We start from the raw sequence: 11,821 nt of genomic DNA on the forward strand, positions 1-11,821 counted from the left end.
TGGCCCGCCGCCGATGTCGACAGCCTCGAATCCGTGGGTGCCGCCGCTTTCGGGCACGTCCGGGCAGGCCGGCGCCATGTCCACCTCCGACTTCACCTTGGCGGCCGCCTTGATGGATGCCTTCGCCCGGCGCACGGGCGTCGAGGGCCCGGGACCCGCGGTGCGCTACCTGTGGACCGACGCGTTCGCAACCTGCAACTTCCTGGGGCTGGCCGCAGCCGGCGACGGCGCGCGCTACACAGCCCTTGCCGAACGCACGGTCGCGCAGGTGCACGAGGTGCTGGCGCATTTCCGCGCCGACGATATCCGCACCGGCTGGCTGCGCGGACCGCACGGCGACGCGGAGGACGACCACCCGGTCCGCGCCGGGCTGCGCATCGGCAAGAAGCTGCCCGAACGCTGCCCCGACGAGCCGTTCGACGAGCGCCTGGAGTGGGAGCGCGACGGCCAGTACTTCCACTACCTGACCCGTTGGATGCATGCCCTCGACCGCTGCGCGCGAGAGCGCCATGCGGCGCACTTCAACCGCTGGGCCCGCGAGCTGGCCGATACCGCGCACCGGGCCTTCACCAACGGCGGCGGCAGGCGCATGTACTGGAAGATGAGTACGGACCTCGCCCGCCCCCTGGTCGCTTCGATGGGCCAGCACGATCCGCTCGACGGTCTGCTCACCGCGCGCGCGCTGCGCGCCACGGCACAGGCCTTGGGCGAGACGTCCGGACCCACCCTGGACGAAGCGATCGCCGACTACACCGCGATGGTGCAGGGCAGCCCGCTGGCCACCACCGACCCGCTGGGACTGGGCGGCCTGCTGGTCGATGCGCTGCTGCTCGACCGCCTGTCGACTGCCGGCGCCGACGGCGACCGCGCCCTGCTCGATCAACTGCTCGCCAGTGCGCTGGCGGGCCTGCCACATTGCCAGCGCTCGCTCGATGCACCGGCCGATGCGCGCCTGGGCTTCCGCGAGCTGGGGTTGGCGATCGGCCTGGCCGCGCTCGAGCGACTGATCGCCGCCCCAGCGAGCGGCCAGACCCGCCGACGCCTGGACGCCCTGCACGCCTACCTGCCCCTGCGGCAGGCGATCCATGCGTACTGGTTGCATCCGGCCCATCGCACCGCGTCGTCCTGGACCGAGCACCAGGACATCAACGAGGTCATGCTGGCCACCAGCCTGGCGCCGGACGGGTGGCTCGGGGCGTAGGCACCGGGCCGGTTCATCGCAGGCGGCCATCTGGTCTGCGAAACAAATGGACACCTGGCGTGCACCTCGAGAAACGCCTCGTCGAGAGGACCTTCAAAGGGGGCGTGGATCAGGCGCAAGCTTCGCGGCGCTTGGCGGTCTATCGCATACTCATCACTTTCCCAGCGATGGATGCCCTTGCATGACGCAGCCCGCCTTCCCGAATGGCCACTTCTACTCGCCCATCGTGGACGCCGACGAGGTAGCCAAGGACGCCAGCCGGATCTGGTCGCCGACCAGGAACCTACGCGGGATAGACCTCAATCATTCCGAGCATGAGCGGCTGCTACGCGACGTGTTTCCCAGCATGGTCGGTGCCTTCGACTACCCCACCAGCGGGCCGGACGATGACGCGCTGGACCACTTCTATGACTTCAACGGGCAGTTCGAGCGGCAGGATCCACGCGTGGCGTTCTGCATGCTGCAGATGATCCGGCCACGCCGGATCGTTGAGGTGGGGTCGGGCTATTCCACGCTGCTCATGATGGACGTCAACCGGCGTTTCCTGGGCGGCTCGGCGGCGATCACTTGCCTGGAGCCGTTCCCCCGCCCCTTCTTGCGCCGCGCCCATGCCGCGGGGTCGATCGCGTTGATCGAGGAGCGTGCCCAAGCCGTGGACGAATCCATCTTCGCCACGCTGAGGGAGGGCGACGTGTTGTTCATCGACTCCTCGCACGTGGCCAAGACCGGCAGCGACGTCAATCGCCTGATCCTTGAAATCCTCCCCGTGCTCGCTCCGGGTGTGTACGTCCATTTCCACGACATATTCCTGCCGCTCGACTACCCGCAGCGATGGGTGGTGGAGCTGGGCTTCTCCTGGAACGAGCAATACATGCTGCAGGCGTTCCTCGCGTTCAATCCGCACTACAGCATCGTCTATGGCAGCGCGATCGCCCGCGAGTGCCATGCCGAGACGCTGGCCGGGTTCCTGAAGGGCGAGCCAGCCCATGGCGGCAGTCTATGGCTGCGCCGCAACCCCGACCAGGAAGTCGACGAAAAGGGGGCGCCATTTCGCCGCAGTCAATAGGCGCGATTGATCCTCCCCGACGGTCCCGGGGAGTGCGTACCCGTCTTGTCGCCGGCCACCCGCCGCTGCGTTTCATGCGGCGCCAAGGTCGCGCCAGTCACCGTGATGGCCAGGGTGCATCAGCGGTCCTTGCTGCCTGCCAGGCACCCATCGGTCATCGCGCATCCCGTCCAGATGCGCGTCGCGCGTCGCACCGAGTCTCGGACTCAAGGCCCACCTCCTGATGGCTCGGTTCGCGTGCGGTCCTGCGGTCGCCGGCGCGCCCTCGCCATCCGCCCAACGGATTCCAGCCTCCCACTGCGGGCGGCCGTCTTTGCGCAGATACACGCCTGGCAAGCTGCTCTTCGGTTTCGCTTTCGCCATGTCCCCGGTATCCTTCAAGGCCTGTTGGCCCCGTAGCTCAGCTGGATAGAGCGACGCCCTCCTAAGGCGTAGGTCGCCCGTTCGAATCGGGCCGGGGTCACCATCGATCGCCTGGCCTTCGCGGGCTTTTCGGGACCGAACTTGTCCCAACTACCGGTGATGATGTCTGCAAGCGGCGCTGTCACCGGACTTGTCCTGTACAGCTCTACGCTGCCAAGAGTCAGGCCGGACGTTCGAATCACCTCGATGGCACCCCTCTCAAGTACACGGGCCGGCGCCGCTGGCCTTGTGCTTTCTGGCTCAGGAACTGCACGACAGCATCGAGCAACCCGCCCTGTGCCGCGCCCAGTCCGGGCGCTTCTGCGCGAACACCTCGCGGCCGGGCTGATCGTCGTACGGATGGCGCATCACGTCGAGCAGTTCGGCAATGCCGCCGGGGTCGCCCTGCTCCGCGCGATCGATCGCCTGTTGGGCCAGGTAATTGCGCAGCACGTAGCGGGGGTTGGCCAGGTGCATGCGCGAGCGACGTTGCTGCGGCGATAGCGGATCATCGGCAAGCCGAGCGACATAGCGGGCCAGCCAGTCGTTCAGCGCGGGCGCCGCCTCGCGCCGCTTGGCCTCGTCGTAGAACGCGTCGTGCATCGGTGCCAGCGTCGGTGCGTGTGGGTCGACGTCCGCCAGTGCGCGAAACCACAGCGTCATGTCGATCTCGGCACGCTGCATGATGTCATGCAGCGATTGCATCAGCGCCACGTCGCCATCGCGGCATTCGGCCAGGCCGAGCTTGGCGGCGATGTTGTGACGATCTGCAGCGGCGTATGTGGCGGCATAGCGATCCAGCCCGGCCTGCAGCGACTCCACGCCATCGAACAGCGGGGCCAGCGCGCCGGCGAGCCGGCTGAGGTTCCACCACGCCACGTTCGGCTGTTGGCCAAAACGATAGCGGCGGCGCTGCGCGTCGGTGGTGTTCGGCGTCCAGTCCGCGTCGTAATTGTCGATCCAGCCGTATGGGCCGTAGTCGATGGTGAGGCCGAGGATAGACATGTTGTCGGTGTTCATCACGCCATGCACGAAACCCACCCGCATCCAGTGCGCGATCAGCGTGGCGGTGCGTTCGCACACCTTGGCGAACCACTGCGCGTACAGCGCTTCGCCCTCACCCTGCAGTTCGGGATAGTCGCGGCGAATGGTGAAGTCGGCCAGCTGCCGCAGCAAGGCGGTGTCGCCGCGCGAGGCAGGCAATTCAAAATTGCCGAAACGGATGAACGACGGCGCCACACGACAGACGATCGCTCCCGGCTCCGGCGCCGCGTGACCGTCGTAGAACATGTCGCGCAGCACCGGCTCGCCGGTCCCGACCAGGCTCAGTGCCCGCGTGGTCGGTACGCCGAGGTGATGCATCGCTTCGCTGCACAGGAATTCGCGCACGGACGAACGCAGCACGGCGCGGCCGTCTGCCCCGCGCGAGTACGGCGTCAGACCCGCACCCTTCAACTGCAACTCCCAGCGCTCACCGATGGCATTGATCACTTCGCCCAGCGAGATCGCGCGGCCGTCGCCAAGTTGTCCGGCCCATTGGCCGAACTGATGCCCGCCGTAATTCGCCGCATACGGCTGCATGCCGTCGAGCAGGACATTGCCGCCGAACAGTCGGGCAAACCCGGGCGTAGCCACATCCGCCTCGCTGAACCCCAGCGTCGTTGCCATCTCGGTCGAATGCGCCAGCAGCCGCGGCGCGGCCACCGGGGTCGGATCGACGCGCGAATACAGCGCCGCCTCGACCTGGCGCAGCCGCGGGCCCTGCTCCGGATCGCCGGCCAGGTCGCGCACGAATGCATTGTCGAAACGAAGATTGAACACGGCGACCCACGATGATCGAACAGACCGATGCTACACCGGGCACGCGGCGGCCCATGCGGGAGCACACCCGCGCGGCGCTATAGTCGGCGCTGCCAGCCAACGGGAAACCGACATGAACGACGCGCCAGGCGACCTCAACGCCGATGCACTGCCCGAGGACGCACCGTACATCGCCGCCACCACTCGCTGGCTGGAGCGTGCGGTGATCGGGCTCAATCTCTGCCCGTTCGCTCGCGCGCCGCACGTGCAGGGCAAGCTGCGCCTGCGGGTGAGCCATGCGCGCGACACCGATGCGCTGCTCGACGAGCTGTGCGGCGAGCTGCAGTCGCTGAACGCACTCCCGCCGGACGAATGCGAAACCGGCTTGCTGATCCACCCGTTCGTGCTCACCGACTTTCTCGACTACAACGACTTTCTCGACGTCGCCGATGCGGCGGTACAGACGCTGGGCCTGGAAGGCGAATGGCAGGTGGCCAGCTTCCATCCCGATTACCAGTTCGCCGACAGCCCAGCAGATGCGATCGAGAACTACAGCAACCGATCCCCCTATCCCACGTTGCATCTGCTGCGTGAATCGAGCATCGAACGCGCCATGGAGGCAATGAGCGATACCGACAGCATCTACCGGCGCAACATCGACACGCTGCAACGCCTCGGCACCGATGGCTGGAAGGCGCTGTGGCGCGACGACGACGGCTAGGCACGTCGTCTTCACGGCAGACGGTTCATGTGTGCCAGACCTGACCCTGTCATGCTGACGAGTGAACAATCTCCCCGATCCCTACGCCGAAAGCATCGACCCCGGCGTGCAATGCACGACTTGCGAAGCGGTGTGCTGCCGCCTCACCGTGGTACTGATGCCGGAAGACCATGTGCCTGCGTGGCTGGTCGATCGCGACACCCATGGCATGGAAACCCTGGCCAAAGGCGAGGATGGCTGGTGCGTTGCGGTCGATCCGAACACCTTCGGCTGCACCATCTACGACGATCGCCCCACCATCTGCCGCAAGTACGCAATGGGCAGCCCGAGCTGCCGCGAAGAACGCCACAAATGGTTCGGCGCGACGATTCCCACTGCGGTGCACATGCTGTAGCTGCGTCGCGCCAGGTCAGGCGGCGCCGTTGAAGATCAAGGCGACCTCGTCGGCGTCGAGCGCACGCCATTCGCCCGGCGGCAGTTCGCCCAGCGTGAGTCCGCCGACCGAAATGCGCTGCAGCGTCTCGACGTGGTTGCCGGCGGCGGCGAACATCCGGCGCACCTGGTGATAACGGCCTTCGGTAACGGTGAGCCGGGCATGCCGCGGCCCCAGTACTTCGAGCATGGCCGGCGCCAGCGGTTCCTGCTCCGTTTCCAGCATCAGCGTGCCGCTGGCGAACAACGGGCCTTCGTCGCCGCGCAGATCCTGCGCCAGCGTGGCCTCGTAGACCTTGGCCACCTGCGCCTTCGGCGAGATGATCCGGTGCAGCAGGGCACCGTCGTCGGTGAACAGCAGCAGGCCGCTGGTATCGCGGTCGAGCCGGCCCACGCTGGACAACACCGGAGAACGCACGCTGTAGCGCGGCGGCAGCAGATCGTAGACGACCCGGCCAGGATCCTTGCGCGAACAGGTGACGCCTAGCGGCTTGTTCATCATCAGCACCAGGCCCGGCGGCGGATCGAGCGGCTCGTCGTCGACGCGGATGGTCTCGTAAGCCACCACGTCGTCGGCGTACAGCACCTCGCCATCTGCGTCGGTGATGCGCCCTGCGCGGAACAATTGCGTCACATCCTTGCGGCTGCCGTAGCCCAGGTTCGCAATCAGCTTGACCAGTTTCATGGCTTCACTCCAACCGCCTCGATCACCTTGAATCCCTCTTGCGTCACCAGCGTTCTTACGTCGCGAAAACGCGCCGCCAGTATCGCCTCATACGGCAGGTGGCGGTTCGCCACGATGAATAGACGGCCGTTTGGCTGCAGCGCCTCGGCCGCGGTGACGATGAACGCCCGGCCCAGCTCCGGCAGATCGGCACGACCCTGGTGAAACGGCGGATTGCTGACGATGGCGTCGTAACGCCGCGACAGGCCGCGCGTGACATCGTGCCAGTGCACTGCCACCGCCAGTTCGCGGCCGCACTCGCGCTGCGCCCTGGCCAGATTGATCCGCGCCGGCTCCAGCGCACGCGCCTCGGCCTCGTACAGGTCGATCGTGCTGACGTTGGGGCAACGCGCGATCACCTGGCTGGCGAGATAGCCGCAACCGGCGCCGAGGTCCGCCACGCGGCCATGCAGATCATCCGGCAGATGCGCGGCCAGCAGCGCCGAGGCGCGATCGATACGATTCCACGCAAACAGGCCGGGACGGCTGACGTAACCGTCGACGATCGCGCGCGGCGCATCCAGCGACAGCCACTCGGCCAGCAAGGCCCGATCGATGCCGGCGGCGTCAGGTGTGCTCCAGAACACCCGGCACTTGTGCTTGGACTGATGCTGCACGGCCCCGGCCAATCTCGCCAGATCCGCCTCGCCCGACTTCGCGCCCTCGGCATTAGGCATCGCCGCCAGCACGGTGCCGCCCGGTGCCGTGTGCACCAGGGCACGGGCAAACAACGCACGTGCCTCGTCGCGCTGGCGCGGCGGCAGCACCAGCACCAGCGGGAAGACTTCATCTGCCGCCGGCTCACCCACGCGCAAGCCGTTGCGGGCCAGCTCGTCGGCGAACGGCATGAAACCCTGCTCACACAACCAGCCGGGCTGCGCCATTTCACGCAGCCGCACGCCGGCGCGCGCACGCAGAAACAATACGCGGCCGTCGGCCGGCAGGCGCAGTTCCGACGACTCCAGGGGTACGAACAGGGCCGCCAGCGCCGCATCCGGCGCGGCCGCGGAGAATCCGGCAGCAGTCACGTCATTCTTCAACAGTGAAACGGAGGGGCATTGTACGTGGCCGCCGCCCTCACGCCGGCTGATGGCGTGTATCGGCGCATTCAGCTGCCTCCACCGCCAGCGAGATCAGTTCGCGCGTCCGGGCATCCAGATGGCCGGAATCACTTCGCTGTGGAGATGGCCGGGCACGATGCCCGGGCACGGCCGCAGTATTGCGCCATCGCAGGATCGCGTGCCGGAAAACCGCGATACACGGCACCCGAGAAGGCATGCCGTGCTCTGCCCGGCAGCTCACAGCGTGGCTGACGACTGCCCCAGCCGGCCCACCCAGCGATACAGCAAGAGCATCACCACGATGAACGCGGCGCCGCCGATGAACAACGCGGGGCCGTGCGCGAAGGCGTCGCCGACCAGGTCGAGCGGATAGTCCTTGCCGGAGAACGCGACGAAAGCGGCGATCACCACGCCGAGCAGCCCCTCGCCGACGATCATGCCCGAAGCGAGCAGCACACCGAGCTGCTTGGTCGCTTCGGGATTCTTCGCCGTGCGGTCGGCCCGGCGGTCGAACCACCAGCCGGCCACCGCGCCGACCACCACCATCAGCGTGCTCTGTGTCGGCAGGTAGATGCCCAGGCCTACCGCCAGTGGCGACAAGTGCGCCGACTTCGTCGTGCGGCGCAGCACTTCGTCGATGATGATCATCACCACGCCGATCGCCGCGCCGATCTCGATCAGGCTCCAGTCGATGTTGTTCTTGATCACGCCCTGCGCCAGCGCCGAGATCAACCCGGCCTGCGGCGCGGGCAACGCATTGGCACGCTGCGGGCCTGGTGCGCCGACGAAACCGTAAGCGTGATTGAGCAGGTCGAGGATCGGCGGAATGATCGCCGCGCCGGCAATCACGCCGATCACCAGCGCCCACTGCTGTTTCGACGGCGTCGCATCGACCAGCTGCCCGGTTTTCAGGTCCTGCAGGTTGTTGTTCGCGATCGCCGCGGCGGCAAACACGATCGAGGTGATGAACAGGGCGAACGCCACCAGCGCGTTCTCGCTGCCGGCCGGCAGCGTCGAGCGGATGCCGAACACCAGCAGCAACGCCGCGCTGATCACCACGATGATGCCGATGCCCGACAACGGACTGTTCGAGGAACCGATCAGGCCGGCCATGTAGCCGCACACGGCGGACACGAAGAAACTCATCAACACCACGAAGATCAGCCCGGCCACCACCAGGGCAACCACGTGATCGCCCAGCCCATGGCCTGAGGTCGTCGCGAAGTTGGCGATCAGCCAGCCGATCGGCAGCATGCATACCAGCGAGATCAGGCCGACCTGCCCGATCGGGATGTCATGCTCGGTACGCGGCAGCGAGGCGGCGTTGCCGGCACCGCGCACGCGCGAAGCCGCCATCGCGGTAGTCAGGCCGGTGATCACCGGCTTGACCAGCTTGGCCAGGGTCCAGACGGCAGCCACGCCGATGGTGCCGGCGCCGACGAAGCGGACCTTGTGGCTCCAGGTGGCATTGGCCAGGTCCTTGATCGAATCGACCGCCGGCACCAGCGCGGAAAAATGCGGGACGCCCCAGCCCCAGCCGATTGCCGCACCCACCAGCATCGCGATGCCGACCCACAAACCGACCAGGTGACCGATGCCGAACAGCGCGAAGGAGAGAAAGAAGTCGAAGCCGGTCACGCCACCGGTGTCGCCGCGCACGCGGAAGTAGTGCACCACGTCGCCCGCGAACACCCGCGTTGCCACCACCACCGCGAACATCGCCGAGACGATCGAACCCCACAGCACCGCGAGCAGGCCGGCGCGATTGGACTCGGCGGCAGCAGCCGCGCTGACGCCCTCGCCGCCGCCGGCACCGACCTTCAGCACTTCGGCACAGGCCACGCCTTCGGGATACGGCAGGTCGGAGTTGGTGACCAGGGCGCGGCGCAGCGGGATCGAGTACATCACGCCGAGGATGCCGCCCAGCGCGCAGATCGCGAACGACGTCCAGTAATTGAAGCCGGTCCACCAGCCGATCAGGATCAGGCCCGGCAGCACGAAGATGATCGACGACAACGTGCCGGCCGCCGATGCGACCGTCTGCACGATGTTGTTCTCCTGGATTGTGGCGCCCTTGAAGTAGCGCAGGATCGCCATCGAGATCACCGCCGCCGGTATCGAGGTGGCGAAAGTCAGGCCGGCCTTGAGGCCGAAGAACACGTTGGCCGCAGTAAACACCACGGTGATCACGACGCCGATGATCACGCCACGCATGGTCAGTTCGTTGCGCGGCGTCGCGCTGGACATGGGCTGTGCACTCACGTTTGTTTCTCCCCCGGACGGATGCTGCGGTGGAAGATAGCGTGGAATGGCTGCCGATGGTTACCCCAAGCGCGTCGGCGCCATGGCACACCAGGCATCACAACGTCAGCCGGCTCTCGAAACGCCGTAGCTCGCCGGACAGCGGATCGACGAACGCCAGGCGGTGCGCCAGCAGCTTCAACGGATGCTGGCAATCGTCGTCGGCCTTTTCCGCCAACGCCGGATACAGCGCGTCACCCACGATCGGCGCACCCAGCGCCGCCATGTGCACACGCAGTTGATGCTTTTTGCCAGTAACCGGAAACAGCGCATAGCGCCAGCTCTTCTCGCCGCGCTCGATCACGTCGACCCGCGTCTCGCTGTTCGGTTCGCCGTCCACCTCGTGCATGCGGAAGAACGGTTCGCCCGCGACCAAGCGCGAGCGCCGCCGCAGCGGAAACCCGAATGCCGGCAACGCCGGCGCCAGCGCCTCGTAACGCTTGTCGATCCGGCGCTCGCGGAACAGCGCCTGATACGCGGCCCGGCTGCTCCGGTTCGTCGAGAACAGCACCAGTCCCGCGGTGAGCCGGTCGATCCGGTGCAGCGGCACCAGATCGGGGTTGTCCAGTCGGCGAATCAGCCGTCGCAGCAAAGTCTGCTCGACAAACCCACCGGCCGGCGTCACCGGCAGGAAGTGCGGCTTGTCCGCCACCACCAGATGTTCGTCCACGTGCAGCACGGTTTCGGTGAACGGGATCGCCACCTCGTCCACGACCTCGCGGTAATAGTGGACGCGCAAGCCCGCCCGGTACGGCGTGTCTGGCGTGATCGCGCAGCCTCGCCCGTCCAGAACCCGTCCACGCGCCATGCGATCCAGCCACTGCACGCGACTGACCGTGCCGAACTGCGCGCACAGGCCATCGAGCACGGTCGCCCAGGCAGCGGGGGGCAGATGCACGGTGCTGGCGTGGGGATCGCGGACGAAAGCTGTCGCGGGCGGGCTCATGGGTGGCAGTTTAATGGGCGACACCGTCTGCTTCGGAACTCACTGGGCGTACAATGGGGGGTTGTTGTCTCAAGGCATGCCCATGGCGCTCAACTCCACCATCTACAAGGTCGAACTGCAGATCAGCGACATGGACCGGCATTATTACGCCACCCATGCACTGACCCTGGCGCGGCATCCGTCGGAAACCGAGGAACGCCTGATGGTGCGCCTGCTCGCGTTTGCGCTGTATGCGGACGAGCGGCTGGAGTTCGGCAAGGGCATCAGCGACGAGGACGAGCCGGCACTGTGGCGCAAGGCGTACACCGACGAGATCGAGCTGTGGGTCGAAGTGGGCCAGCCGGACGAAACGCGCATCCGCAAGGCCTGCGGCCGCTCGCGCCAGGTGGTGGTGATCAGCTACGGCGGCAACGCGGCGGAGATCTGGTGGAACAAGGTCGGCGCGGCGCTGAGCCGCAACCGAAACCTCACCGTGCTCGACATCCCCGCAGCGACGGTGGCGCGACTCGTCACGCTGCTGCAGCGTGGCATGCGACTGCAGTGCCTGATCCAGGATGGCCAGCTGCAAGTGATGAACGACACCGAGGCGGTGGCCGTCGATCCGGTCAAGCGCATGGTCGCAACCGAGATGGCGAGCTGAGCCATGGATTACCCGATAATCAACATTCCGCTTTCATCCACCCCGCGTCCATCCACATTTCCGGAGTCATCCCATGCGCTGGTTGCTGCCCCTGCTCGCCGTATTCACCTTCGCCGCCTGCACGACGGCCGCGCCACCTGCGCAAGCCACCGGTAACGTGGACAAGCTCACCACGATCGACCAGAAAGTCGGCACCGGCACCGAGGCCAAAGATGGCATGCAGGTCACCGTGCACTACACCGGCTGGCTGTACGACGACAGCGCCAAGGACAAGCACGGTGCGAAGTTCGACAGCTCGCGCGACCACGGCGAGCCGTTCTCCTTCATGCTCGGCCAGGGCAGCGTGATCGCCGGCTGGGACCAGGGCGTGGCCGGCATGCGCGAAGGCGGCAAGCGCATCCTGCTGATTCCGGCGGCGCTCGGCTACGGCGCCCGCGGTGCCGGCGACGACATCCCGCCGAATGCGTCGCTGGTGTTCGAAGTGGAGTTGCTGAAAGTCGGCAACTGAGTGGCCCGACCGGCGGCGG

At 66.8% G+C, this 11,821-nt stretch carries 11 protein-coding genes and 1 tRNA gene; 7 read left to right on the forward strand and 5 right to left on the reverse strand.

Annotation, left to right across the window (positions count from 1 at the left end):
- The first annotated feature begins 76 nt into the window (after positions 1 to 76).
- The 3 genes from ACFPME_RS14795 (at position 77) to ACFPME_RS14805 (ending at position 2,733) form a co-directional block, all read left to right on the forward strand.
- Complete coding sequence (locus tag ACFPME_RS14795; protein WP_377306423.1) at positions 77 to 1,201, forward strand: hypothetical protein; 1,125 nt, start codon at positions 77 to 79, stop codon at positions 1,199 to 1,201.
- Between the two features lie 181 nt (positions 1,202 to 1,382).
- Positions 1,383 to 2,267, forward strand: coding sequence for a class I SAM-dependent methyltransferase (locus ACFPME_RS14800; protein WP_377306424.1), 885 nt, complete (start codon positions 1,383 to 1,385; stop codon positions 2,265 to 2,267).
- A 389-nt stretch (positions 2,268 to 2,656) separates the two neighbouring features.
- A tRNA-Arg gene (locus ACFPME_RS14805) sits at positions 2,657 to 2,733 on the forward strand.
- A gap of 197 nt (positions 2,734 to 2,930) precedes the next feature.
- On the opposite strand, the gene ACFPME_RS14810 is transcribed toward ACFPME_RS14805, so the two are convergent.
- Positions 2,931 to 4,490, reverse strand: coding sequence for a protein adenylyltransferase SelO (locus ACFPME_RS14810; RefSeq protein WP_377306425.1), 1,560 nt, complete (start codon positions 4,488 to 4,490; stop codon positions 2,931 to 2,933).
- Between the two features lie 112 nt (positions 4,491 to 4,602).
- Here ACFPME_RS14810 and ACFPME_RS14815 point away from each other — a divergent pair, with 112 nt between their 5' ends.
- Positions 4,603 to 5,190, forward strand: coding sequence for a DUF1415 domain-containing protein (locus ACFPME_RS14815; protein ID WP_377306426.1), 588 nt, complete (start codon positions 4,603 to 4,605; stop codon positions 5,188 to 5,190).
- 61 nt (positions 5,191 to 5,251) lie between these two features.
- The gene (locus ACFPME_RS14820) at positions 5,252 to 5,584 is read left to right on the forward strand and encodes a YkgJ family cysteine cluster protein (RefSeq protein WP_377306427.1); all 333 of its coding nucleotides are present in this window, start codon (positions 5,252 to 5,254) and stop codon (positions 5,582 to 5,584) included.
- 15 nt (positions 5,585 to 5,599) lie between these two features.
- Here the strand turns inward: ACFPME_RS14820 and ACFPME_RS14825 are convergent, their stop codons facing one another.
- The 4 genes from ACFPME_RS14825 to ACFPME_RS14840 all read right to left on the reverse strand — a co-directional run bounded on the left by ACFPME_RS14825 (position 5,600) and on the right by ACFPME_RS14840 (position 10,654).
- Positions 5,600 to 6,307, reverse strand: coding sequence for a pseudouridine synthase (locus tag ACFPME_RS14825; protein WP_377306428.1), 708 nt, complete (start codon positions 6,305 to 6,307; stop codon positions 5,600 to 5,602).
- A complete protein-coding gene (locus ACFPME_RS14830) occupies positions 6,304 to 7,374 on the reverse strand; it encodes a class I SAM-dependent methyltransferase (protein WP_377306429.1) in 1,071 nt (356 codons plus the stop codon). Before ACFPME_RS14830 ends, ACFPME_RS14825 begins: the two co-directional genes overlap by 4 nt.
- Positions 7,375 to 7,644: 270 nt before the next feature.
- The gene (locus ACFPME_RS14835) at positions 7,645 to 9,654 is read right to left on the reverse strand and encodes an OPT family oligopeptide transporter (RefSeq protein WP_377306790.1); all 2,010 of its coding nucleotides are present in this window, start codon (positions 9,652 to 9,654) and stop codon (positions 7,645 to 7,647) included.
- A 112-nt stretch (positions 9,655 to 9,766) separates the two neighbouring features.
- Positions 9,767 to 10,654: a pseudouridine synthase gene (locus ACFPME_RS14840; protein ID WP_377306430.1), complete on the reverse strand. Its 888-nt coding sequence runs from the start codon at positions 10,652 to 10,654 to the stop codon at positions 9,767 to 9,769.
- Between the two features lie 82 nt (positions 10,655 to 10,736).
- Here ACFPME_RS14840 and ACFPME_RS14845 point away from each other — a divergent pair, with 82 nt between their 5' ends.
- Both ACFPME_RS14845 and ACFPME_RS14850 read left to right on the forward strand, forming a co-directional pair.
- A complete protein-coding gene (locus tag ACFPME_RS14845) occupies positions 10,737 to 11,294 on the forward strand; it encodes a YaeQ family protein (protein WP_377306431.1) in 558 nt (185 codons plus the stop codon).
- Positions 11,295 to 11,367: 73 nt separating this feature from the next.
- The gene (locus tag ACFPME_RS14850; protein WP_377306432.1) at positions 11,368 to 11,802 is read left to right on the forward strand and encodes an FKBP-type peptidyl-prolyl cis-trans isomerase; all 435 of its coding nucleotides are present in this window, start codon (positions 11,368 to 11,370) and stop codon (positions 11,800 to 11,802) included.
- Positions 11,803 to 11,821 lie beyond the last annotated feature (19 nt).

Source organism: Rhodanobacter umsongensis, from assembly GCF_042654965.1.
Lineage (GTDB): Bacteria > Pseudomonadota > Gammaproteobacteria > Xanthomonadales > Rhodanobacteraceae > Rhodanobacter > Rhodanobacter umsongensis.

Coding starts and splice junctions, on each gene's coding strand:
- ACFPME_RS14840 (WP_377306430.1), bottom strand. CDS start 10,654: ATGAGCCCGCCCGCGACAGCTTTCGTCCGCGATCCCCACGCCAGCACC.
- ACFPME_RS14835 (WP_377306790.1), bottom strand. CDS start 9,654: ATGTCCAGCGCGACGCCGCGCAACGAACTGACCATGCGTGGCGTGATC.
- ACFPME_RS14815 (WP_377306426.1), top strand. CDS start 4,603: ATGAACGACGCGCCAGGCGACCTCAACGCCGATGCACTGCCCGAGGAC.
- ACFPME_RS14800 (WP_377306424.1), top strand. CDS start 1,383: ATGACGCAGCCCGCCTTCCCGAATGGCCACTTCTACTCGCCCATCGTG.
- ACFPME_RS14845 (WP_377306431.1), top strand. CDS start 10,737: ATGGCGCTCAACTCCACCATCTACAAGGTCGAACTGCAGATCAGCGAC.
- ACFPME_RS14825 (WP_377306428.1), bottom strand. CDS start 6,307: ATGAAACTGGTCAAGCTGATTGCGAACCTGGGCTACGGCAGCCGCAAG.
- ACFPME_RS14850 (WP_377306432.1), top strand. CDS start 11,368: ATGCGCTGGTTGCTGCCCCTGCTCGCCGTATTCACCTTCGCCGCCTGC.
- ACFPME_RS14795 (WP_377306423.1), top strand. CDS start 77: ATGTCCACCTCCGACTTCACCTTGGCGGCCGCCTTGATGGATGCCTTC.